This is a genomic window from Pseudomonas sp. PS02290 (genome assembly GCF_029960075.1).
Taxonomy (GTDB): Bacteria; Pseudomonadota; Gammaproteobacteria; order Pseudomonadales; family Pseudomonadaceae; genus Aquipseudomonas.
Genome location: NZ_JASCOY010000014.1, coordinates 1 through 23,591, shown reverse-complemented (window position 1 = coordinate 23,591; position 23,591 = coordinate 1). Strand labels below are relative to the sequence as shown.

20 protein-coding genes and 1 riboswitch are annotated in these 23,591 nt (G+C 61.6%); of the genes, 8 read left to right on the top strand and 12 right to left on the bottom strand.

Translation table 11 applies throughout. The features are described from left to right. Nucleotides 1-12: 12 nt before the first annotated feature. From QMX88_RS09385 to hydA, 4 genes are read left to right on the top strand one after another with little or no spacing between them, the layout of a single operon-like run. Nucleotides 13-1,260, top strand: a complete 1,248-nt coding sequence (locus QMX88_RS09385; protein WP_282368558.1) for a cysteine desulfurase-like protein — start codon at nucleotides 13-15, stop codon at nucleotides 1,258-1,260. Nucleotides 1,261-1,278: 18 nt separating this feature from the next. Then, entirely contained in the window at nucleotides 1,279-2,151 is an 873-nt protein-coding gene (locus QMX88_RS09380) for a MurR/RpiR family transcriptional regulator (RefSeq protein ID WP_192173220.1), read from the top strand. A gap of 52 nt (nucleotides 2,152-2,203) precedes the next feature. Next, nucleotides 2,204-3,100 (top strand): allantoinase PuuE, encoded by an 897-nt coding sequence (locus QMX88_RS09375; RefSeq protein ID WP_065991211.1) that lies wholly within the window; start codon nucleotides 2,204-2,206, stop codon nucleotides 3,098-3,100. A gap of 13 nt (nucleotides 3,101-3,113) precedes the next feature. Next, a complete protein-coding gene (hydA, locus tag QMX88_RS09370; RefSeq protein ID WP_282368554.1) occupies nucleotides 3,114-4,550 on the top strand; it encodes a dihydropyrimidinase in 1,437 nt (478 codons plus the stop codon). A 220-nt stretch (nucleotides 4,551-4,770) separates the two neighbouring features. Here the strand turns inward: hydA and QMX88_RS09365 are convergent, their stop codons facing one another. Beyond that, complete coding sequence (locus QMX88_RS09365) at nucleotides 4,771-5,490, bottom strand: 16S rRNA (uracil(1498)-N(3))-methyltransferase (RefSeq protein WP_282368552.1); 720 nt, start codon at nucleotides 5,488-5,490, stop codon at nucleotides 4,771-4,773. A 59-nt stretch (nucleotides 5,491-5,549) separates the two neighbouring features. Then, entirely contained in the window at nucleotides 5,550-6,956 is a 1,407-nt protein-coding gene (locus QMX88_RS09360; protein WP_282368550.1) for an adenosylmethionine--8-amino-7-oxononanoate transaminase, read from the bottom strand. 234 nt (nucleotides 6,957-7,190) lie between these two features. Between QMX88_RS09360 and QMX88_RS09355 the strand changes: the two genes are divergently transcribed. The 3 genes from QMX88_RS09355 to QMX88_RS09345 all read left to right on the top strand — a co-directional run bounded on the left by QMX88_RS09355 (nucleotide 7,191) and on the right by QMX88_RS09345 (nucleotide 10,390). Then, the gene (locus QMX88_RS09355) at nucleotides 7,191-9,005 is read left to right on the top strand and encodes an FAD-dependent oxidoreductase (protein WP_282368548.1); all 1,815 of its coding nucleotides are present in this window, start codon (nucleotides 7,191-7,193) and stop codon (nucleotides 9,003-9,005) included. Between the two features lie 205 nt (nucleotides 9,006-9,210). Then, nucleotides 9,211-9,762 carry a cytochrome b gene (locus tag QMX88_RS09350; protein WP_065991217.1) on the top strand — a complete coding sequence of 184 codons (552 nt, stop codon included), beginning with the start codon at nucleotides 9,211-9,213 and terminating at the stop codon, nucleotides 9,760-9,762. A gap of 31 nt (nucleotides 9,763-9,793) precedes the next feature. Further along, complete coding sequence (locus QMX88_RS09345) at nucleotides 9,794-10,390, top strand: YceI family protein (RefSeq protein ID WP_282368546.1); 597 nt, start codon at nucleotides 9,794-9,796, stop codon at nucleotides 10,388-10,390. A gap of 133 nt (nucleotides 10,391-10,523) precedes the next feature. Here QMX88_RS09345 and QMX88_RS09340 read toward each other — a convergent pair whose 3' ends face one another. The 4 genes from QMX88_RS09340 to ahcY all read right to left on the bottom strand — a co-directional run bounded on the left by QMX88_RS09340 (nucleotide 10,524) and on the right by ahcY (nucleotide 16,122). After that, nucleotides 10,524-12,443, bottom strand: coding sequence for a DEAD/DEAH box helicase (locus tag QMX88_RS09340; protein WP_282368544.1), 1,920 nt, complete (start codon nucleotides 12,441-12,443; stop codon nucleotides 10,524-10,526). A 277-nt stretch (nucleotides 12,444-12,720) separates the two neighbouring features. Next, a complete protein-coding gene (locus tag QMX88_RS09335) occupies nucleotides 12,721-13,530 on the bottom strand; it encodes a substrate-binding periplasmic protein (RefSeq protein ID WP_282368542.1) in 810 nt (269 codons plus the stop codon). Nucleotides 13,531-13,685: 155 nt separating this feature from the next. Further along, nucleotides 13,686-14,531 (bottom strand): methylenetetrahydrofolate reductase [NAD(P)H], encoded by an 846-nt coding sequence (gene metF, locus QMX88_RS09330; RefSeq protein ID WP_192173212.1) that lies wholly within the window; start codon nucleotides 14,529-14,531, stop codon nucleotides 13,686-13,688. 181 nt (nucleotides 14,532-14,712) lie between these two features. Beyond that, nucleotides 14,713-16,122: an adenosylhomocysteinase gene (ahcY, locus tag QMX88_RS09325; protein ID WP_192173211.1), complete on the bottom strand. Its 1,410-nt coding sequence runs from the start codon at nucleotides 16,120-16,122 to the stop codon at nucleotides 14,713-14,715. Nucleotides 16,123-16,143: 21 nt separating this feature from the next. Beyond that, a riboswitch (S-adenosyl-L-homocysteine riboswitch) is annotated at nucleotides 16,144-16,252 on the bottom strand. 196 nt (nucleotides 16,253-16,448) lie between these two features. Between ahcY and QMX88_RS09320 the strand changes: the two genes are divergently transcribed. After that, the gene (locus QMX88_RS09320) at nucleotides 16,449-16,853 is read left to right on the top strand and encodes an acyl-CoA thioesterase (RefSeq protein WP_192173210.1); all 405 of its coding nucleotides are present in this window, start codon (nucleotides 16,449-16,451) and stop codon (nucleotides 16,851-16,853) included. Between the two features lie 144 nt (nucleotides 16,854-16,997). Here the strand turns inward: QMX88_RS09320 and otnI are convergent, their stop codons facing one another. The 6 genes from otnI to QMX88_RS09290 all read right to left on the bottom strand — a co-directional run bounded on the left by otnI (nucleotide 16,998) and on the right by QMX88_RS09290 (nucleotide 23,370). Beyond that, nucleotides 16,998-17,789 carry a 2-oxo-tetronate isomerase gene (gene otnI / locus QMX88_RS09315; RefSeq protein ID WP_282368538.1) on the bottom strand — a complete coding sequence of 264 codons (792 nt, stop codon included), beginning with the start codon at nucleotides 17,787-17,789 and terminating at the stop codon, nucleotides 16,998-17,000. A 22-nt stretch (nucleotides 17,790-17,811) separates the two neighbouring features. Continuing rightward, complete coding sequence (locus QMX88_RS09310; RefSeq protein ID WP_282368535.1) at nucleotides 17,812-19,269, bottom strand: GntT/GntP/DsdX family permease; 1,458 nt, start codon at nucleotides 19,267-19,269, stop codon at nucleotides 17,812-17,814. Between the two features lie 84 nt (nucleotides 19,270-19,353). After that, nucleotides 19,354-20,016: a 3-oxo-tetronate 4-phosphate decarboxylase gene (gene otnC / locus QMX88_RS09305; RefSeq protein ID WP_282368533.1), complete on the bottom strand. Its 663-nt coding sequence runs from the start codon at nucleotides 20,014-20,016 to the stop codon at nucleotides 19,354-19,356. Continuing rightward, nucleotides 20,013-21,305 carry a 3-oxo-tetronate kinase gene (gene otnK / locus QMX88_RS09300; protein WP_282368531.1) on the bottom strand — a complete coding sequence of 431 codons (1,293 nt, stop codon included), beginning with the start codon at nucleotides 21,303-21,305 and terminating at the stop codon, nucleotides 20,013-20,015. The genes otnC and otnK overlap by 4 nt, the downstream gene beginning before the upstream one ends. A 10-nt stretch (nucleotides 21,306-21,315) precedes the next feature. Continuing rightward, nucleotides 21,316-22,338, bottom strand: a complete 1,023-nt coding sequence (gene ltnD / locus QMX88_RS09295; protein ID WP_282368529.1) for an L-threonate dehydrogenase — start codon at nucleotides 22,336-22,338, stop codon at nucleotides 21,316-21,318. Nucleotides 22,339-22,542: 204 nt separating this feature from the next. Further along, nucleotides 22,543-23,370 (bottom strand): DeoR/GlpR family DNA-binding transcription regulator, encoded by an 828-nt coding sequence (locus tag QMX88_RS09290; protein WP_192173205.1) that lies wholly within the window; start codon nucleotides 23,368-23,370, stop codon nucleotides 22,543-22,545. Nucleotides 23,371-23,591 lie beyond the last annotated feature (221 nt).

The window sequence follows — 23,591 nt, the reverse complement described above, 5'->3', positions numbered from 1 at the left end:
GGAGCTCATCCCTTGAATGCCTTGGACATCGATTACGTACGCAGCCAGTTTCCCGCCCTCGCCAGCGGCTACGCCTACCTGGACAACGCCGGCGGCTCGGCCGTGCTCAAGCCGGTCGCCGAGCGCATCACGGATTACTTGCTCAACAGCGCCGTGCAACTGGGCGCGTCCTACAGTGAGTCGGTGGACGCTGGTGCGCGGGTCATGCAGGCGCGGGAATCGGTCGCGCAATTGATCAACGCGCGCTACCCGGAAGAGTGCGTGATGGGCGGCTCGACCACCCATCTGCTGCAAATCCTCTGCCGCGCCATCGCGCCGTCGATCCAGGCCGGGGACGAGATCATCGTCACCAACTGCGACCACGAGGCCAACATCGGACCGTGGGTGCGGCTGTGCGAAGAGCGCGGCGCGACGTTGCGCGTCTGGGCGGTGAACGCCGAAAGCATGGACTTGGAGCTTGGCGATCTGGACGCGCTGCTCAGCGACAAGACCCGCTACCTGGCCATGACCCATGCGTCGAACATCCTCGGCAGCGTCAACCCGGTCGCCGAGGTTGCGCGCCGTGTGCACGCGGTGGGTGGCAAGGTGTGCGTCGATGCCGTGGCCTACGCGCCCCATCGGCTGGTCGATGTGCAAGCCAGCGGCGCCGATTATTACGTGTTCAGTTTCTACAAGACCTTCGGCCCGCACTTCGCTGTGCTATGGGGCAAGCGCGAGGCGTTGCTGGAGCTGCCGAGCCTGAACCACTTTTTCATCAGTCAGGAAGTCATTCCCTACAAGCTGCAGCCCGGCAACTTGAACTACGAGCTGTCCTACGGCTGCATCGGCATCAGCGATTACCTGATCGACATCGGCCGACGCCTCGGCGCCAGCGGCAGCGAACGTCAATTGATGCAGGCCGCCTTCGATGCCTTTGAAGTGCAGGAAGACCTGCTAGCCGAGACACTGCTGGCGTTTCTGCGGGAGACACCGGGTGTACGAACTATCGGAAAATCCCGTGTGACCGACGGCGATCGCGTGCCGACCATCAGCTTCGTGGTGGAGGGCGTTCAGTCGGAAGCCATCGTGCGCCGCGTGGATAATCACCGCATGGGCATCCGCTTTGGTGACTTCTATGCGCGCCGCCTGATCGAACAGTTGGGCCTGACCCCTTACGGCGGCGTGGTCCGTGTGTCGATCGCACACTACAACAGCGTCGATGAGCTGAATCGTCTGGTTGAGCACTTGGCCCAAGCGATCACAGAACTGCGTCCCTCCTGATTTCTATCGAGCCTTTTTATGCCTGTACCCCAAACTCTGGCCGAGCTGCGCGCCGCCATCGTCGAACATCAGGAACGCCTGACCGCGCGGCAGCGTGATGCGGCGCATTACCTGAACGAGCACCCCCACGACGTGGCGCTGAACACGGTCGCGGCGCTGGCGAAAATCTCCGGCATCCCGTCGTCGGCGTTCATTCGGCTGGCCCAGGCGCTGGGGTTTGGCGGGTTCAGCGACCTGCAGCGCCTGTTCAAGCAGCCGTTGCAGCAGGCCGGGCAGGGCAGCTTTAAAGAGCGCATCCGGCACTATCGCGGCGAACAATTGCTCGACGATCCCACCGATGTGGGCGCCATGCTCTCGGCGTTCAGCCGCGCGAATATTGTGTCGCTGGAGCACTTGGCCGAAGGCGAGCAAGTCGAGGCCATCGAGCGCGCCATCGAGCTGTTGGAACAGGCGCGCACCACCTTCGTGGTCGGCATGCGCCGTTCGTTTCCCATGGCGTCCTACCTGAGTTACGCCCTCAGCCGTGTCGGTCGTCGTGCCGTACACATTAGCGGTCTGGGCGGCAGTTTGCGCGAGCAGGTCGGCGCGCTCCACGGCGATGACGTGCTGGTGGCGGTGAGTTTTCCGCCGTACGCGCAGGAAACCATCGACGCCTGTGAGCAAGCCGTCGCCGCAGGGACGCCCATCGTGGCGATCACTGACAGCATTCTCAGCCCCATCGGACAAACCGCGTCGGTGATGATCGAGGTCAACGACGCCGAGCTGCTGGGCTTTCGCTCGCTCACCGCCGCGTTCTGCATCGCGCAGACCCTGGCCATGGGCCTGGCCTTTCGCACCGGCCAGAACCTCGATGGCCCCGACCACGATGCACTGAAAACCATCGACTGCTGAGCCTTGGCTTGGCGGTCTGCCGACTGTTCGAACGTTGCAGGAGTAGGCTTTTATGGCATCACCCATTCGAGATCTGGTCGGCTACGGCCGGCAGCGGCCCCAAGGCACGTGGCCCAACGGTGCGCGGCTGGCCGTCAACTTTGTCATAAATTACGAAGAAGGCTCGGAGCGTTCCTTGGCCATGGGCGATCCTGACCAGGAGAGCATGACCGAATGGGGCAGCTATCAGTTTCCCGACGGCGTGCGCAATCTGGCGATGGAATCGATGTACGAGTACGGCGCCCGCGTCGGCATCTGGCGGATCCTCGACATCCTGCAACAGGCCAACGTCCCGGCGACCTTTCATGCCTGCGCGGTCGCCTTTGAACAGAATCCGGATGTCGCTAAGGCGGCGGTCGAGTTGGGCCATGAAATCTGCAGCCACGGCTATCGCTGGGAAGAAGTGTTCCGCCTGACCGAAGCCGAGGAGCGCGAGCACATTCGTCTGGCGATCGAGTCGTTCGAGCGCACCTGCGGCAAGCGTCCGGTGGGCTGGTATTGCCGCTACGGCGCCAGCGTTCATACGCGGCGGCTGGTGGCAGAAGAGGGCGGTTTTCTCTATGACTCGGACGCCTACAACGATGACGTGCCGTATTTCGTCGACGTCGAGGGCAAGCAGCATCTGGTGGTGCCGTACACCAGCGACGTCAACGACTTCCGTTACTGGAACTCCCCGGGCTTGTCCCAGGCGTCCGATTTCCTCGAGTACATGAAGGAAAGCTTCGATGTGCTGTACGAAGAATCCGCCGACGGCTTGCGAATGATGTCCATCGGGCTGCACCCACGCATGGTCGGACGTCCAGGCCGTGTCCGCGCGATCAAGCATTTCATCGAGTACGCCCAGGCCCGCGAAGGCGTCTGGTTCACCACCCGCGAAGAGATCGCCAAGGCCTGGCTGACCCGCGCCTGACGGAGTGAACGACATGCAGGTTTTTGATCTGATCATCCGCAACGCCAATGTGGTGACGGCGGCGGACGGTTTCCTGTGCGACATCGGCGTGCGCGACGGCCGAATTGTCGCGCTGGGCCTGGGCCTGCAAGGTACCGCAGAGGAAGTCGATGCGCGGGGGCGAACTGTGACGCCGGGCGGGATCGACAGCCATGTGCATCTGGATCAGCCGACCGGCGACGGTTCGGTCATGGCCGATGATTTCGAAAGCGGCACCCGTTCAGCCGCGTGTGGCGGGACGACAACGGTGATTCCCTTTGCCTGCCAGCAGAAGGGACAAAGCCTGCGGGCGGCGGTCGAGGATTACCATCGGCGCGCGGACGGTCGGGCAATCATCGATTACGCGTTTCACCTCATTGTCACCGACCCCACCGACGACGTGCTGCGCCGCGAGCTGCCCGAGCTGATTGCCGAGGGCTACACCTCGTTCAAGATCTACATGACCTACGACGCCCTGAAACTCAACGACCGCGAGATTCTGGAAACCCTGTCGGTGGCGCGGGCGGAGGGCGCGATGGTGATGCTGCACGCCGAAAACAGCGACTGCATCGCCTGGCTGACCGAGCGCCTGCTCGCCGCCGGTCACAGCGCGCCGCGTTATCACGCCACGTCGCGGCCAATGCTGGTGGAGCGCGAGGCCACGCACCGGGCCATTGCGCTGGCCGAGTTGGTGGATGTGCCGATTCTCATCGTCCATGTTTCGGGGCGTGAGGCCATTGAACAGATCCGCTGGGCGCAGAGCCACGGCTTGAAGGTCTACGGCGAAACCTGTCCGCAGTATCTGTTTCTGACCGCGGAATCGCTGGGCTGCGATGACAGCTTCGAAGGCGCGAAGTGCATCTGCAGCCCTCCGCCGAGAGACGCCGGCAATCAGCAAGTGGTCTGGGACGGCCTGCAGAATGGCTCGTTTGAAGTGTTCTCGTCGGATCACGCGCCGTTTCGCTACGGCGGCCCGGACGGCAAGCGAGCCCACGGCGAGGCGGCGCCGTTTTCCGAAGTGGCCAATGGCATTCCGGGCGTCGAGACACGCATGGCGCTGCTCTGGTCGGAAGGCGTGCGCAAAGGGCGAATCACCCCGCAGGCATTTGTCGCGCTGACGGCGACTAACGCGGCGCGGTTGTACGGTTTGTATCCGCGCAAGGGCAGCATCGCCATTGGATCGGACGCGGATCTGGTGATTTGGGATGAAGACCTGGACATCGAGCTAACCAATGAAATGCTGCACCACAACGTCGATTACACCCCGTACGAGGGTATGCGCTTGAGTGCATGGCCGGCGATGACCTTCGCCAGAGGTGAACGGGTGTGGGATGGCAGTCCGTTGGGTGAACCGGGGCGCGGAGAATTTCTGCCCTGCGCCCGGCCGGAGCCTGCGAAAGCCCGGCGTCGAGAGTCGGAGTTACCGGAGTGATGACGGTGATACGCGTCGTGCATCAGATACCCCGCAATATGAGCTGATTCACCCCATTCCTGTGGGGGCCGAGCTTGCTCGCGAACAGGCACTCACATCCGCTAAATCTTTGGCGGATGTACGCGACCCCTGTAGGACCGGCTTCAGCCGGGAAGAGGCCGGTGTGTGCGCCATCAATCTTGCAGCGTGACGCCTGACGCTTTCCCGGCTGAAGCCGGTCCTACAAATCCCCCCACAACTGCTGTGCGATGCTCAGCGCAACCACTGGCGCGGTTTCGGTGCGCAGCACGCGTGGGCCGAGGCGGGCGGCGTGGAAACCGGCGTCTTGCGCCTGGGCCACTTCAGCATCGTTCAGCCCGCCTTCAGGGCCGATCAGAAACGCCAGACTGCCGGGCTTTTCGTGACTGTTCAGCGGCTCGGCCACGGGGTGCAGCACCAGTTTCAAGTCCGCTTCAGTCTGCTTGAGCCAGTCGGCCAGGGTCACTGGTGCATGAATCACCGGTACCACCGAGCGCCCGCACTGTTCGCAGGCGCTGATCGCGATCTGCTGCCAGTGCGCCTGACGCTTTTCCGCACGCTCGTCCTTCAAACGCACTTCGCAGCGCTCGCTGATGATCGGGGTAATCTGCGTCACGCCCAGCTCGGTGGCTTTCTGAATCGCCCAGTCCATCCGCTCACCCCGGGAGAGACCCTGGCCGAGATGGATGTGCAACGGCGACTCCGGCTGACCGGCGAAGCTTTCAGTCACCTGCACCCGCACCTGCTTTTTGCCGACTTCCGCCAGCGTGGCGCGAAACTCATTGCCCGAGCCATCGAACAGCTGCACCGCGTCACCTTCGGACATGCGCAACACGCGGCTGATGTAATGGGCCTGGGCCTCTGGCAGTTCGTGCTCACCGACGCTGAGGGTGGCATCGACGAAAAAGCGGGACAGTCTCATGGTTGTGTCTCTAAAGATTGTGTTGAATGCAGCACCTGGAAAATGGGTGTAACGGCCTGCTAGCCCGGATCACGAAAGTCCGGATGGAAGTTTTCCCTCACCGCCACACTCACGCTGCTGCGCGTCGCGATGTCGATCCCCTCGGTCGCCACTTCCGCCAGGAAGTCGATCTGCTCTGGCGTAATCACGTAGGGCGGCAGGAAGTACACCACGCTGCCCAGCGGACGCAGCAGCGCGCCTCGGGTCAGCGCGTGCTCGAACACCTTCAGCCCGCGCCGCTCCTGCCACGGATACGGCGTTTTGCTGGCCTTGTCCTGCACCATCTCGATGGCAATCGCCATCCCGGTCTGCCGCACTTCGGCGACATTCGGGTGATCGACCAGATGCGCCGTCGCGGTCTTAATCCGCTGGGCCAGCGCCTTGTTGTTTTCGATGACGTTGTCCTGCTCGAAAATATCCAGCGTCGCCAACGCCGCCGCGCAGGCCAACGGGTTGCCGGTGTAACTGTGGGAGTGCAGGAAAGCGCGCAGGGTCGGGTAGTCGTCGTAAAACGCGTCGTACACATCATCGGTGGTGATGCAGGCCGCCAGCGGCAGATAACCGCCAGTCAGTGCCTTGGACAAGCACAGGAAATCTGGGCGGATGCCGGCTTGCTCGCAGGCAAACATGGTCCCGGTACGACCAAAGCCCACCGCGATCTCGTCATGAATCAAGTGCACGCCATACCGGTCGCAGGCCTCGCGCAGCAGCTTGAGGTAAATCGGGTCGTACATGCGCATGCCGCCGGCGCCTTGAATCAGCGGCTCGATGATCACAGCCGCAACGCTGTCGTGATGCTCGGCCAGGGTCTGCTCCATCACCGCGAACATCGTGCGGGTGTGCTCTTCCCAGCTCACGCCTTCAGGGCGGTGGTAGCAGTCCGGGCTCGGTACCTTGATGGTGTCCATCAGCAGCGCTTTGTAGGTCTCGGTGAACAGCGGCACGTCACCGACCGCCATCGCCGCCATGGTTTCGCCGTGGTAGCTGTTGGTCAGGGTGACGAAGCGTTTCTTGTCCGGCTTGCCGCGATTGAGCCAGTAATGAAAGCTCATCTTCAGCGCGACTTCGATGCAGGACGAACCGTTGTCGGCGTAGAAGCAGCGCGTCAGGCCTTCGGGCGTCATCGCCACCAGACGCTCGGACAGCTCGATGACCGGCTGATGACTGAAACCCGCCAGGATCACGTGCTCCAGCTGATCGACCTGATCCTTGATGCGCTGATTGATGCGCGGGTTGGCGTGGCCGAATACGTTGACCCACCACGAGCTGACTGCGTCGAGGTAGCGCTTGCCTTCGAAGTCCTCCAGCCAGACCCCTTCGCCACGCTTGATCGGAATCAGCGGCAGTTTTTCGTGGTCTTTCATCTGGGTGCAGGGGTGCCAAAGGACCTTCAGGTCGCGCTGCATCCACTGGTCGTTAAGGCCCATTACTCTTCTCCACATAGCGGCTCGCATGGCGCGAGGGCAAACAATCGCGCAAGCCTATGCAATGCATGCCAGCGGGACAACCTTTAGCGCGTTGTTTCAGTCGCCGCGCGCGCGAAAATCAGGCTCGCCGACATTGCTGGCGGGCGTTTCGCGGCTCGCGTATCCTTCGCGCTCTTCGAAAAATCGGACAACAAAATCCGACAATTCCCCCCGTTTTTCTCCGGAGTTCGCTGAATGCTTTCAGGTTGGCTGCGCGCCTGTGCGCTGGTGATGGTTGGGCTGGTCAGCGCTTCAGCGCTTGCCGTGGATAAACCGCATACGGTGATCGTCGTCGGCGGCGGTCTGGCGGGACTTACAACGGCTTACGAGCTGCAGAGCAAAGGCTGGCAGGTCACCTTGCTGGAAGCCAAACCCAACGTCGGCGGCCGCTCCGGTCTGGCCGGCAGCGAATGGATCGGCAACGCCAAGGCTCAGCCGGTCCTGAATCAATACATCGATCGCTTCAAGATCAAGGCGGTGCCTGCGCCGGAATTCGTGCGGACCCCGAGCTACCTGATCGAAGGCGAATACTTCACTGGCGCCGACCTGGCGACCAAACAACCGGCGACCGCTGAAGCCATCAAACGCTACGAAGCGGCGGTGGATGACCTGGCCCGCTCGATCACCGACCCGGACAACCCGGCTGCCAACAGCACGCTGTTTGCGCTGGACCAGATCACCGTCGCCAACTGGCTGGACCGTCTGAGCCTGCCACCGACCGCGCGCCAGCTGATCAACCAGCAGATTCGTACGCGCTACGACGAGCCTTCGCGTTTGTCGCTGCTGTATCTCGCACAGCAGACGCGGGTCAATCGCAACGTTGACGACCGCGACCGTCGCGCCGCTCGCCTGCCAGGTGGCAGCGCGGTGTTGGCCGAGGAATTCGTCAAACAGCTGAAAGTCATCAAGACCAATTCGCCGGTGTCGGCGATCAATCAGGACAAGGACGGCGTGACGGTCAAGGTCGGGTCGCTGGGCTACGAAGCCGAGTACGTGGTCCTGGCCGTGCCGTTGCGCGCGCTGAGCAAGATTCAGATGACCCCGGCGCTGGACGCCCAGCGTCTGGGCGCGATCAAGAGCACCAACTACGGCTGGCATGACCAGATCATGCTCAAGTTCAAGACCCCGGTCTGGGACAGCAAAGCGCGCATGTCCGGCGAGATCTACAGCAACACCGGCCTGGGCATGTTGTGGGTCGAGCCTGCGTTGAAGGGCGGCGCTAACGTCGTGATCAACCTGTCCGGCGACAACGCTCGCATCATGCAGGCGTTCGGCGACAAGCAGCTGGTGGATCAAGTGCTGATCCGCATGCAGGCGTTTTATCCACAGGCGCGCGGCGCGTTCACCGGCTATGAATTGCGTCGTTCCAGCATCGACCCGTCCAGCGGCGGCGCGTACCTGGCGTTCGGCCCGGGCCAGATCAGCAAGTACTGGCGCTTGTGGGAACGTCCGCTGCAGCGTGTAGCCTTTGCCGGCGAACACACCGACACTTTGTACCCGGGCACCCTGGAAGGCGCATTGCGTTCAGGTCAGCGCGCGGCGATTCAGGTGCAGGGTCTGTCTGAGGGCAAGTCGTACGAACCAGTCAAAGCACCGCCACCGAAGGCCCCTGAACCGGCCAAGGAAAGCAGCGGCGGCATTGGCGGCTTCTTCTCGAACATGTTCGGCGGTTCCAAGCCTGAGCCGAAACCGGCCGAGAAAGCGCCAGCACCTGCTCCGGCCCCGGCTCCAGCGCCTGCCCCGGTAACGCCGCCGCCAGCTCCAGTGGTTGAGCCGGCCAAGCCTGCGGCTGTGGAACCTGCGAAAAAGGCACCGGCCAAGAAAGAACCGGCGAAGAAGGAGCCCGTCAAAAAGGCCCCGGCCAAACCGGCAGCCACCCACAAAGCCCCTGCCAAAACCGACGCTGCGAAAAAAGCGCCGGCCAAGGCCACAGGTGACAAGGCGGCACCGGCCACTCCGGCGGCTCCGGCAACGGCTCCGGCAGCACCCGCGACCGACAGCAAAAACTGATCGGTAACGGCTGAAAACAAAGGCGCGGCTTGATACCGCGCCTTTTTTTCGCCTGGATGAACCGTAACGCTGGCTTAATCTCATTCGGACGAAAATATGTCAGGAGATTTCAATCGGATTTCCTGATTCTTCAAAGCAACATTTTGCGCTTTCTTTCGATAGGTAAAGCGCTAGTCTCTCCCTCGGCCCTCACAGGATATTCAGCATGCAGCTACGCAACTCTTCTTCTCGCTATGGCTGGGTCAGCATCGTTTTGCATTGGGGTGTCGCGCTGACGGTGTTTGGCATGTTTGCGCTAGGGTTGTGGATGGTGGGGCTGGGCTATTACGACACGTGGCGCAAGGCTGGCCCGGACCTGCACAAGAGCATCGGCATCACGCTGTTCCTGTTCATGCTGATCCGGGTGATCTGGCGCTTCGTCAGCCCGCCGCCAGCAGCGCCTGCCACCCACAGCCGGTTTGTGAAAACCGCTGCGAAATTGGGGCATGCGTTTCTGTACCTGGACCTGTTTTTGGTGATGTTCGCCGGTTACCTGATTTCCACCGCAGACGGTGTCGGGATTCCGGTGTTTGGATTGTTCGAAGTGCCTGCATTGATCAGCGGACTGCCCGACCAGGCAGACGTCGCAGGCACCGTGCACTTGTACCTGGCCTGGACCCTGGTGATTTTCGCTGGACTCCACGGGCTGGCCGCTTTGAAGCATCACTTCGTTGATCGTGATGCCACGCTTGTACGTATGCTTGGCCGCAAGGCCTGATACTCAATTCAACTGAAAAGGAAGAAGACGTATGTTGAAAAAGACACTGGCTGCACTGGCCCTCGGTACCGCGCTGCTGACAGCGGGTCAGGCCATGGCCGCTGATTACACGATCGACAAGGAAGGCCAGCACGCCTTCATCAATTTCAAGATCAGTCACCTGGGCTACAGCTTCATCTACGGTACGTTCAAGGACTGGACCGGCACATTCAGCTTCGACGCCGCCAAGCCTGAAGACAGCAAGATCAGCATCGACCTGAAGACCGCCAGCGTCTTCACCAACCACGCTGAACGTGACAAGCACATCAGCAGCAAGGACTTCCTCGACGTCGCGACCTATCCTGACGCCAAGTTCGTTTCCACCAAGGTCACTAACATCGGCAAGAATGCTGATGGCAAGACCACTGCTGACGTGATCGGCGACCTGACCCTGCACGGCGTGACCAAGCCGGTCACCGTCAAGACCACTTTCCTGGGTGAAGGCAAGGATCCATGGGGCGGCTACCGTGCCGGCTTCGAGGGCACAACCTCGATCAAGCGTTCTGATTTCGGCAAGATGATGGACCTGGGTCCACAGTCCGATACCCTGGACCTGATCATCTCGTTCGAAGGCGTCAAAGCCAAGTAAGACGAGTTGTTGTGGTGATAAAGCGCCGACCTTTGGGTCGGCGTTTTTGTGTGTGGCATTGCTTGAATCACGCAAACAAAAACGCCCCGAACCAGTCGGGGCGTTTTATTGGCTGCAGAACAACCGGCGCTGCTTAACCTTCGCGGTTGCGGGTCAGCAGGGCTGGTTTTTCACCGCGAGGGCGGCTTGGCAGCTGATCAAGTTGTTCAGCCGAAGGGAAACGATCACCCTTGGACTCTTTGTGCATGATCTTCGGTGCTGGCTGACCGTCGCGAGGCCCGCGAACCGCTGGCTCCTGACGCGCTGGTTGCTCTTCGCGTGCCGGACGACGGGCACGCGGCGAGTCTTCACGGCGAGCCTGACCATCACGGCCGGAGCCATTGCGAGGACCGCTGCGCTTGGCCTGAGCGCCGGCGCTGTCGGTGCTGGCAGGGGCGCCAGATGCCGAACCGCCGCCTGAACCACTGCGCGGGCCGCTACGGCCTGGCGCCTGACCACGCGGTGCCGGTGCAGCGCCAGTGGCAGGAGCGCCCGGACGACGACCGCGGCTCTGGTTCTTGTTCTGGTACGGGCTGACGTAGTCGGCGCGGTTGCCGAAGTTGTCCACTTCGTCATCCAGGAATTCGTCGGGTGCGCGATTCGCACCTGACGCTGCTGGCTGCGACTGACGTGACTCGCTCGACGCGGTGCCCTGACGCGGCTTTTGCGGACGCGCCGTACGTGCCGGACGCTCACCCGAAGCGGCGGCCGCTGCCGGCTTTTCCTTGCCCTTGTCTTTGCCTTTGTCCTTGCGACCGCCACCACCACCGCCGCCGTTCGGACCGTCGCCACGGGGGCCACGGGCATTGCGCGGGTTACGCACGTCCGGACGCTCGCGGACTTCCGGCTTCTCGGCTTCAACGGCCGTGATGTCAAAGCCCATCAGATCGCCGTCGGCAATCTTCTGCTTGGTCATGCGCTCGATGCTTTTCAGCAGCTTCTCTTCGTCCGGCGCAACCAGCGAGATCGCCTCGCCGCTACGGCCTGCGCGACCGGTACGACCGATGCGGTGCACGTAGTCTTCGTCGACGTTAGGCAGTTCGAAGTTGACCACGTGGGGCAACTGGTCGATGTCCAGACCACGGGCAGCGATGTCGGTCGCGACCATGATGCGAACGGTGCCGGCCTTGAAGTCGGCCAGCGCTTTGGTGCGCGCGTTCTGGCTCTTGTTGCCGTGGATCGCCACAGCGCTGAGGCCGTGCTTGTCCAGGTACTCGGCCAGGCGGTTGGCGCCGTGCTTGGTGCGGGTAAACACCAGCACTTGCTCCCACGCGCCTTGAGTGATCAAGTGCGCCAGGAGCGAGCGTTTGTGGTTGGCCGGCAGACGGAAAACGCGTTGTTCGATGCGCTCGACCGTGGTGTTCGGCGGCGTGACTTCGATGCGTTCCGGGTTGTGCAGCAGTTTGCCGGCCAGCGCGGTGATGTCCTGAGAGAACGTTGCCGAGAACAGCAGGTTCTGACGCTTGGACGGCAGGCGCGCGAGGACTTTCTTCACGTCGTGAACGAAGCCCATGTCGAGCATGCGGTCGGCTTCGTCCAGCACAAGGATTTCAACGTGGGACAGATCGACGCTGCCCTGACCGGCCAGATCGAGCAAACGACCCGGGCAGGCGACCAGTACGTCAACGCCGCGGGCCATGGCCTGAACCTGCGGGTTCATGCCGACACCGCCGAAGATGCAGGTACTGACGAACTTGAGGTTCTTGGCGTAGATCTTGAAGCTGTCGTGAACTTGAGCGGCCAGTTCACGAGTCGGGGTCAGGACCAGAACACGCGGTTGGCGCGGGCCGTGACGCTGGGATTTGTCCGGATGACCGTTGGGAAACAACCGCTCCAGGATAGGGAGGGCGAAACCACCGGTTTTACCAGTACCTGTCTGGGCGGCGACCATCAGATCGCGGCCTTGCAACACGGCGGGAATGGCCCGCTGTTGCACTGGGGTAGGCTGGGTGTAGCCAGCAGCCTCGATGGCGCTGACTAAAGCCTCGGAGAGACCGAGGGAAGCAAAGGACATGAGTAATCCTGTCTTGAGTTGGGGCCATAGAGGCCCAAATAGGGATGATCTTCCAGGCGCAGACTAAGGTTCTGCACGTAACGTGAATGCGCTCGACCCTGCTGCGGTCATCGCACACTCCTTGGAAGGTGCAATGGCGTCCGGTCCTGTGGAGGTCTGTAAGTTCAACTCGGGGCAGGGGCGCAAAAAGTGCGCTGCTGACGTGTTCGAGAAGTCTTCTGTGAGACCGTGCACCCGGGCGCAAGCCTGGCGGGGACGCCGGAGTATAACAGAGCAATCACAACGCGCTGCTTTCCTGCTGCTCAACGGTTTTATCGACACTTTCTCCCGATTCTGCAGGGATCGTCGTCGGTGTTTCGCCGGTATACCGCTCCACCAGTTTCGCGTAGGCGGGTTCTTGCTTGAAACGCTTCAGTTCTGCACTGAATCGCTGGGCCAGCAAGTCCATACCGGCATTGCGGCGCAGCGCCAGGTACTGCCCCCTGTGAGTGAGCACGACCGGCAACTGACTGACCTGGTCTTGCAGCTTGAGCCGCTCAATCATCTGCCGCCCCAGCAGGCGATCGGTCACCATTAAATCGATGCGGCCGCGAATCAGTTTGCCGAAGTTCGCTTCATGGCTTGGCGCAGGCTCACGGATGAACGCCGTTGAGCTGTCGAACTCCGGCGTGTATCGATAACCGGGAGAGACGCCGACAGTCAGCCCGTGCAGGTCTTCCACGCCATTGAAAGCATGCGGCCTGGCATTGGCCTGAAACAGCACCCAATCGATGGTCGACAACGGTTCGTTCGGATACAACAGATCCGCGCGCGTCTCGTCCTTGAAGATGTCGAGCACGCCGTCAGCTTCGCCGTCACTGAGCATCATCAGGCAGCGTTTCCACGGGAGAAACTGCCACTCGACGTCGATGCCCAAGCGCTCGAAGACAATTGCCGTAGCGTCGTAATCCAGGCCGGAGGCATGGTTGCCGTCCACGATGACGTAGGGAGACCAGGGTTCGGTGACGATCCGCAGTTTTTCACCCAGCGCGCTGAAGCTCAGGCAGGTGAGGAGTGCAGCAACGGATAGGGAGAGGATGAGCGGCATGCGCGCGAGATTACGACGCGAGCTAACTAAATAGAAGCAGTGATTCTCAACAAAAACAGAAGCCTGGACGCAACGACCCGACTGGCAGGCGTCTTGGTTACTAAGCCTGCCGGTGAAGCCAGCGCGGTTTCAATCCGTATGGATTGAAACCGATATTACGCAGAAAGCTTCAGGTTGTTCCACACCGCCAGACTCGGTTCGGCCTGATTCAGCGTGTAGAAATGCAGACCGGGGGCGCCGCCGTGCAGCAGTCGCTCGCACATTTCAGTGATGACCTGCTCTCCGAACGCCTGAATGCTTGCCGTGTCGTCGCCGTACGCTTCCAGCTGCTTGCGAACCCAGCGCGGGATCTCCGCACCGCACGCGTCCGAAAAGCGCGCCAGCTTGCTGTAGTTGGTGATCGGCATGATGCCCGGCACGATCGGAATGTCCACGCCCAGCTTCTGCACGCGCTCGACGAAGTGGAAGTAGCTGTCGGCGTTGAAGAAGTACTGGGTGATCGCACTGTTGGCGCCGGCGTTGGCCTTGCGCACGAAGTTTTTCAGATCGTCTTCGAAGTTGCGCGCCTGCGGGTGCATCTCCGGGTAGGCCGCGACTTCGATGTGGAAATGATCGCCGGTTTCTTCACGGATGAAGCTCACCAGATCATTGGCATAACGCAGCTCACCGCTGGCCATGCCCATGCCGGAGGGCAGGTCACCGCGCAGGGCGACGATGCGTTTGATGCCGGCTTCCCGGTACTGCGTCAGCAAGCTGCGCAGGTCGGCCTTGCTGTCACCGACACACGAGAGGTGCGGTGCGGCCGGAACGTGTACTTCTTTTTCCAGCTGCAGCACGGTGTTGATCGTGCGGTCGCGCGTGGAACCCCCTGCACCATAAGTGCAGGAGAAAAAACTTGGGTTGTAGCTGGCCAGCGTACGCGCCGTGGCAAGCAGTTTTTCATGACCAGCGTCGGTCTTCGTCGGGAAGAATTCGAAGCTGTAGCTACGGTCTTGGCTCATGGAGCGAGTCTCCAGCGGCAAGCTACAAGCCGTAAGCTGCAAGAGTGGCGGTGCGCCGTATCCTGCAGCTCAAGGCTTGTCACCTGGTGCTGCTAAATGCTTGGACGATTTAAAGCCTGACGCGGCAAGTCATGACAATGGTGATGCCTTTACTTGCCGCTTGAAGCTTGCCGCTTACTGCTTAGTAGCGATAAGCGTGCGGCTTGAACGGACCTTCGACGGTCACGCCGATGTAGTCGGCCTGGGTCTTGGTCAGCTTGGTCACGACGCCGCCGAAGCCACGTACCATTTCCAGCGCCACTTCTTCGTCCAGCTTCTTCGGCAACACTTCGACGGTCAGACGCTCGGCTTTCTGGGCAGGGCTCAGGTCAGCGTACTTCTGGCCGAACAGGAAGATCTGCGCCAGCACCTGGTTGGCGAACGAGCCATCCATGATGCGGCTCGGGTGACCGGTGGCGTTGCCCAGGTTCACCAGACGGCCTTCGGCCAGCAGGATCAGGTAGTCGTCATTCTGAGGATCGAACGAGCCCGAGCCGGTGCGGTGGATCTTGTGCACTTGCGGCTTCACTTCTTCCCATGCCCAGTTCTTGCGCATGAAAGCCGTGTCGATTTCGTTGTCGAAGTGACCGATGTTGCAGACCACTGCGCGTTTCTTCAGCGCCTTGAGCATGTTGGCGTCGCAGACGTTGACGTTACCGGTGGTGGTGACGATCAGGTCGATCTTGCCCAGCAGTGCTTTGTCGATGCTCGCTTCGGTGCCGTCGTTCTCGCCGTCGATGAAAGGCGAAACCAGTTCGAAACCGTCCATGCACGCTTGCATGGCGCAGATCGGGTCGACTTCGGTGACCTTGACGATCATGCCTTCCTGACGCAGCGACTGAGCCGAACCCTTGCCCACGTCGCCGTAGCCGATGACCAGCGCTTGCTTGCCGGACAACAGGTGGTCGGTGCCGCGCTTGATGGCGTCGTTCAGGCTGTGACGGCAGCCGTACTTGTTGTCATTCTTGCTCTTGGTGACCGAGTCGTTGACGTTGATCGCCGGGATCTTCAGTTCGCCCTTGGCCAGCATGTCCAGCAGGCGGTGAACGCCCGTGGTGGTTTCTTCGGTCACGCCATGGACGCGGTCCAGGATGGCCGGGTATTTCTTGTGCAGCAGCTCGGTCAGGTCGCCGCCGTCGTCGAGGATCATGTTGGCGTCCCATGGCTGACCGTCCTTGAGGATAGTCTGCTCCAGGCACCACTCGTACTCGGCTTCGGTTTCGCCTTTCCAGGCGAAAACAGGAATCCCGGCAGCAGCAATAGCGGCAGCGGCCTGATCCTGAGTCGAGAAGATGTTGCAGGACGACCAGCGTACTTCGGCACCCAGGGCAACCAGGGTTTCGATCAGCACGGCAGTCTGAATGGTCATGTGGATGCAGCCGAGAATCTTCGCGCCCTTGAGCGGTTGCTCGGCAGCGTACTTGCGACGCAGGCCCATCAGGGCAGGCATTTCGGATTCGGCGATGATGGTTTCGCGACGGCCCCAGGCAGCCAGGGACATGTCGGCGACTTTGTAGTCGTTGAAATCGTTGGGCGTCAGTACAGCACTCATTAAGAGTCTCCATTCGTAGGGTGCGAATGGGCGCCGTTGTGCGTTTAAAGCTTGACCGGCGGGAAGCCTGATCAAACAACGCCCTCTCCGAGCCTGACAGGTCTGACCTGCTGCAGCGCCCCTCGGAAAGGTGGCGGGAAAACGGTAACAAGGTGTGATGACCGTTTTTTGAAGCGGTGGCGATTATCTTTCTTTGAGCTGCAAGTGGCAAGCTGCAAGCGGCAAGCGGTAAACAACAGCGGACCTGCTTTTGACTTGCAGCTTCAGGCTTGAAGCTTGAAGCTGGAGCACATCCACCACCGTCGCCCAAACACCCCGGAGTCCCCATGAACTTCCACACCCGCAAATGGGTAAAACCCGAAGACCTCAACCCCAACGGCACGTTGTTCGGCGGCAGCCTGCTGCGCTGGATCGACGAAGAGGCGGCCATCTACGCCATTGTTCAGTTGGGCAATCAGCGCGTCGTGACCAAGTACATTTCCGAGATCAACTTCGTCAGCGCCTCGCGTCAGGGCGACATCATTGAGCTGGGGATCACTGCCACCGAGTTCGGCCGCACCTCCATCACCCTGACCTGCCAGGTCCGCAACAAGATCACCCGCAAGAGCATTCTCACGGTCGAGAAAATGGTCTTCGTCAATCTGGGTGAAGACGGCCTGCCGGCGCCACATGGCAAGACCGAAATCAGCTACGTGAAGGATCAGTTCAAGGAAGACGTGATCAACGAGTGATCGCGCAATGGACGCGGATGACTGATCAAGGAAGACCTCGTAGGAGTGAGCTTGCTCGCGATTGCGGTGTGTCAGGCGAAGAAGCTTCGTCTGGTCTGACGCATCGCGAGCAAGCCCACTCCCACAGTAAAAAGACAGCGCCTGTTATGCCGGATGACGTGCCTGCCAATCGCGCAGCCACTGCAGGCCTTCGCTGGTATCGCCTTTCGGACGGTATTCGCAGCCGACCCAGCCGGTGTAGCCCAAGCGGTCGATCTCTTCGAACAGCCACGGGTAATTCACTTCCCCCACGCTCGGCTCATGGCGGTCCGGCACGCCGGCGATCTGGATGTGGCCGATGCCGGCGAAGTCGCGGCGCAGTTTGCTGGTGACGTCGCCTTCCACGATCTGGCAGTGGTAGCAGTCGAACTGTACCCGCAGATTGTCGGCGCCCACTTCTTTAAGCACAGCCTGGCCCTGATCCTGACGGTTGAGGAAGAAGCCCGGAATATCGCGGGTGTTGATCGGCTCGATCAACACCGTCAACCCGACCTTGGCGGCTTGCTGTGTGGCGAAGCTCAGGTTTTCCAGGTACACCGCGTGATGCTTCTGGCGCAGGTCTTCACTGGGCAGCAAACCGGCCATGACGTGAATCCGGTCGTTGCCCAGCACCGCTGCGTAATCCAGCGCCTTCTGGAAACCGTCGCGGAATTCACTCTCCCGGCCCGGCAACGAAGCAATGCCACGCTCGCCCTTGGTGAAGTCGCCGGGCGGGGCGTTGAACAGCGCCTGGGTCAAACCGAAGTCGTCCAGACGCAGCTTGATTTCCTCGGCCTTGAAGTCATACGGAAACAGATACTCCACGCCCTTGAAGCCGTCACTCGCCGCAGCCGAGAAACGCGCCAGAAAGTCGTGTTGCGGATACATCATGCTGAGGTTGGCAGCGAAGCGAGGCATGGTTATCTCCCAATTGAAGCCGTTAGACGAAAGGCCAGAGCAGCAGCGTCATCAAGAAACCGAGGGTGCCCAGAATGGTCACCAGAAAGGTCCAGGTGCGCAGGCCATCGGCAACGTTCAGGCCCGCCAGTTTGGTGAACATCCAGTAACCGGCGTCGTTGATGTGCGACATGGCCAGACCGCCACCGCCCATGGCCAGGCAGAGCAGGGCCATGTGGTTGGCGCTCAGGTTCAGCGTGGCGATCAGCGGGCTGAGAATACCGGCCGTGGTCACCAGCGCCACTGTGGTCGAGCCCTGTACGGCGCGCAACAGCAGTGTCAACAGAAAGCCCAGGGCGAGAACCGGCAGGCCGGTGTTGCGCAGCGCTTCGGAGACGACCGCGCCAATACCGGTATCGACCAGCACCTTGCCGAACACGCCGCCCGCGCCTGCAATCAAAATCACCATCGCCACGCCGGGCAGTGCCGAACCCACGACATCGGACACCTGACTGCGGCTCCAGCCCCGGCGCGAACCCAGTAACCACGCGCAAAGCAGCGTGTCGATCAGCAGCGCCACCAGCGGTGCACCGAGAACGGTCAGCACGCTGCGCAGCATTGAGTCGGCCGGCAACATCGTGGTCGCCAGTGTGCCCAGCAGGATCAGAATGATCGGCAGCAGAATCAGCGCGATGATGATGCCTGCGCCCGGCGCCGGCGCTTTTGGCAGACGTGCCGCCAGGCTGCTGGCGCTTTCTTCCAGGCCCAGCACCTTGGCGTGTGCCGCTTCGGAGGTCGTTGAGTAATCGTTGTTCGCCCACGCCACCAGATCCTGGTTGGTGATGTGCGGACCGTAGACTTCGCTCCGAATATCGTCAGTCATCGGGTAGGTCTTGCGGGTGATGCGACCGGCAATCAGGTAGCCGATCAGGCACAACACAGCAACGATCGGCAGCCCGAACATCAACACGCGACCCAGGTCCGCCCCCAGCTGACCGGCTGCCGCAACGGCGCCCGGATGTGGCGGCAGGAAGGCGTGAACCGACAGCAGCGCGGCGCACATGGGCAGCGCGAAAATCAGCAGCGGTTTACGTGCGGCGCGAGCGACACCATAGGCCAGTGGCATAAGGATGATCACGCCCACTTCGAAGAACACCGGAATACCGACCATGAACCCCGCGACGGTCAGGGCCAGCGGCGTGCGCCGGTTGCCGAAGCGGTTGATCAGCGTCTTGGCCAGCGCCTCGGCGCCACCGGACAGCTCGATGATGCGGCCGATCATGGCGCCCAAGGCAATGATGATCGCGATGTGGCCGAGGGTTTTGCCCATGCCGCCTTCGATGGTCGCCACCAGATCGCTGGGTTTAACCCCGGCCACCAGCGCCACGATAATGCTGACCAGCATCAGTGCCACGAACGGTTGGAATTTGTATTTCAGGACCAGAAGCAGCAACAGCGCAATGCCGGCTCCGGCGATGATCATGAGCAATAGAGGAGTCATGTTGTGTCCCGTTGTTATTGTTTTCCGGCGAAGCCGGTCCGCCGAAAACCGGGAGTCCGGTTTTCGATCAAAACGCCGTTGGGGTTACCAGTTCACGCCAAACGTCTGGCGCAGTTCTTCCAGAGCCGCTGCGTCCAGCGGTTCAGGTTTAGGGTTGCTCATCAGCCAGAGGCGTGCCGTCTCCTCCAGCTCTTCCAGCGCATAAGAAGCCCTGGCGACCGAGCTTTCCCAGATCACCGGGCCGAGTCGCTCGAGCATCACGCCGCGCACGCTGTTCGCCAGTTTCGCCACCTGATCGGCAACGTTCGGCGAGCCGGGGCGCTCGTAGGCAATCAGGGGAATGTGCCCGACTTTCATCACCTGATACGGCGTGATGGGCGGGAGGATGTCGTCCGGTTTCCAGACGCCGGCCAGTGTCAGCGCGACCAGATGCGTCGAGTGGGTGTGCACTACGCCGCCGACGCTGGCATTGCGGTCGTAGACCTGACGATGCAGGGCCAGGGTCTTCGAGGGCTTGTCGCCGGACACCCATTCGCCGGCCAGATTGACCTTGGCGATGGCGTCAGGATCAAGACGCCCCAGGCACGCGTCAGTTGGCGTGATCAGCCAGCCATCGTCGAGACGCGCGCTGATATTGCCTGCGCTGCCAACGGTGTAGCCGCGCCCGAACAGCAAGCGGCCGATGGTGCAGATTTCTTCACGCTGCTGGTTTTCGGCGCTCACTGAACTGCTGGTTACGTTGCTCATTGCGCACTTCCTGCCAGCTGCTTGAGGGCTTTGTCGAAAAAGTCGCGGCCACCGAAATTCCCGGACTTCAGCGCCAGGGCCAGAGGCATCGCGCCGCTGCTGATGGTCGCTGGAACACCCGGGTCGATCTGCGCGCCGATCTTCAGCAGGCTCACGCCCAAAGCCTGAACCACGGCACCGGAGGTTTCGCCGCCGGCGACGACAAAGCGCTTAACGCCCGCGTCCAGCAGTCCGCGAGCGATCTGGCCCAGTGCGTCCTCGACCAGCGCGCCGGCACGTTCGACGCCGAGTTTTTGCTGCACGGCTTTGACTTCTTCCGGGCTGCTGGTCGCGTAGATCAACACGGTTTGCCCGGCATCGCGGGCGAACGCCAGCGCATCGGCAACAACCGGTTTGCCTTCAGCCAGTGCCAGTGGATCGATGCGCAGCGCAGGCCGGCTGGCCTCAAGCCAGGCGGCCACCTGGCCGTTGGTGGCGACCGATGCGCTGCCCGCCAGCACCACTTCACCGCCGTCGATCTGCTCAAGCTTCGCGGCATCGATATCACGCAATTTGCCCGCTTTACGGAAATTGCCCGGCAGCCCCAGCGCCAGACCCGAGCCGCCCGTGAGCAGCGGCAGGTCGGCGCAGGCCTCGCCCAGCGTGTACAGATCAGCGTCCGACAATGCGTCGGCAATCGCCATGATGACGCCTTCGGCACGCAGCTCGCTGATGCGTGCCCGCACGCCGTTGACGCCTTTGGCGATGCTGTCGTAACGCAACAAGCCCACCTTTTGGGTGGTTTGCGATTGCAGCACGCGTACCAGATTGGCGTCGGTCATCGGCGTCAGCGGATGGTTCTGCATGCCGCATTCGCTGAGCAATTGGTCCTGCACGAACAAGTGGCCGCGGAAAATCGTGCGACCGTTTTCCGGAAATGCCGGGCACGCCAAGGTGAAGTCGCTGTTCAGCGCCTTGAGCAGCGCCTCGCTGACCTGACCGATGTTGCCTTTGGCGGTGGAGTCGAACGTCGAGCAGTACTTAAAGAAGATCTGCTCACAGCCGCGATCACGCAGCCACTGCAGCGCGGCAAGGGATTCCTCAACCGCTTCTGCAGCCGGCGTGGTGCGGGATTTCAGCGCGATGACGATGGCGTCGGCATCCAGTTCGGCCAGGCTGTCGGCGCTTGGGATGCCAATGCTCTGCACGGTGCGCATGCCGCCCCGCACCAGCATGTTGGCCAGGTCGGTGGCGCCGGTGAAGTCATCGGCGATGCAGCCCAACAGAGGGCGCGGAGTCGTGGTGCTCATCAGCGTCATCTCAGTTGTTTTCAGGCTTGGCGGTCGGCAGTTCGATGCCCGGGAAAATCTTGATCACGGCGGAGTCATCCTCACGGCCAAAGCCTGCGGTGGAGGCCTGCATGAACATCTGGTGGGCGGTGGACGACAGCGGCAGCGGGAATTTGCTGGCGCGGGCGGTATCCAGCACCAGGCCCAGGTCTTTGACGAAGATATCCACAGCCGACAGCGGCGTGTAGTCCGCCTTGAGGATGTGCGGCACGCGGTTCTCGAACATCCACGAGTTACCGGCGCTATTGGTGATCACTTCGTACAGCGCGTCCGCGTCGACGCCTTCGCGCAGGCCCAGGGCCATGGCCTCGGCGCTGGCGGCGATGTGTACCCCGGCCAGCAACTGATTGATGATTTTGACTTTGGAGCCCAGGCCGTGGACGTCTCCCAGGCGATAGACTTTGCCGGCCATGCCGTTGAGGATCGCGTCGGCCTTGGCGTAGGAATCAGCCGGGCCGGAGGTCATCATCGTCATTTCACCCGCAGCCGCTTTGGCCGCGCCACCGGAGATCGGAGCGTCGAGGTAAAGCAGGCCTTTTTCGGTGAGGCGTTGACCCAGTTCGATGGCGAAGGTCGGTGCGACCGTGGCGCAACCGATGATCAGGCTGCCCGGGCGCAAGGCGGCGACTGCGCCGTTGTCGCCGAACAATACGGTTTCGGTCTGCTCGGCGTTGACCACGACGGTGATGATCACGTCGCAGGCAGCGGCCATGCTCGCAGGAGATTCACAGGCAACGCCGCCTTCGCTGGCGAATTGCTCGGTGACGGCCGCGCGCACGTCACAGGCATGAACGTTGAAGCCGCTGCGCAGCAGGGAGCGCGCAATGCCCAGGCCCATCGCACCCAGACCAATGACGCCGACATTCTTGTTATTCATGAATCTCTCCTCGGGTGAGCGCCGAAGTTCATCAGCACTCGAACGGTGTTTGTTCTGATCTGTTAAAGATAGTGAACCTGTGATCGGATAATGTGAAGTGCTTTTTTGAGTTAACAAAAATTAACATCAGCCTGATCGGGCACAAAAAAGCCCTGGCTGGCTGCCAAGGCTTGGGTGCACGGTTTTGGGTGGGATGTCTCTGTCAGCACGTAAATTGTGGGAGCGAGCTTGCTCGCGAAGCAGCAGGAGCATCCACCGCATCTTCAGCGGCTGAAAGACCGCTTCGCGAGCAAGCTCACTCCCACACCAGGGATGTCAGCCTCAGGAGAGCACGACCTTACCCACTGACGCCAACATCAACTCAACCCCCAGGGCGCGGATGCTGTCCGCAGCACCGTGGGCAAGACGGTCATCGCTGATGATCGTGTCGAATTGCTCCAGGCCCGCGACCTTGTACATGCCAAAGGTGCCGTATTTCGTGCTGGTCGTCAGGAGCACCGTGCGTGACGCGGACTGCATGGCCGCTTGCTTGACCTCAACCTTCAGCGCGGAAGGCGTAGTCGTGCCGCGCTGCAGGTCCCACGAGCTGGTGGACATGAACGCCACGTCGGTTGCCAATTGCCGCAAGGTTGCGGCGGCCAGCCCGCCGACACAGGATCGGTTCGGATGATCCAGCAGCCCGCCGGTGTGAATCACATCCACATGGGTCGCATCGGCGAGGGCGTTGACCACGCCAAAGTCGTTGGTCACCACCGTCATGCCCGCCAGCGCGACGATGTGCGGGACGATTTCCAGCGTGCTGGTGCCGGCGTCCAGGTACACGGTCATCTCGGGGTGCAGCAGGCTGGCGGCCAGTTTCGCCATCGCCTGTTTGTGCGGCAACTCGACCACCGCTTTGGACTGGTGACTGGGCTCGCTGTGAACCTGGCTGGCGATGCGCACCCCGCCGGTCACCGAGTAAGCGCGGCCACTTTGCTCAAGCAGCGCGATGTCGCGGCGAACGGTCATGTGTGAGCAGTCGAACATTTCCATGAGCTGATGCACGCTCAGCACCTGATGCTTGCGCAACTGACGCAGCATCAACTCCCGACGCTGATCGGGAATCATCGGCGCTGCGCCACTGAGGGTGGCGTCTTCTTCGCTGGACATGCAGGCTCCTGGGCAACGAGATACAGCCGACGTCGGCTGGGTGGCTGGCATCTTAGCCAATCGGGATGGCTGTGGCAGTAATGGCGAATAATCAGTGCGGCGTTACGCTCGTTTTACTGACTGAATGCGATGTTTAGTGGGACCGGCTTTAGCCGGGAAGGGGGCCGGTGTGTGCGCATCAAATTTGCGGTGTGGCGGGTGACGCCTTCCCGGCTAAAGCC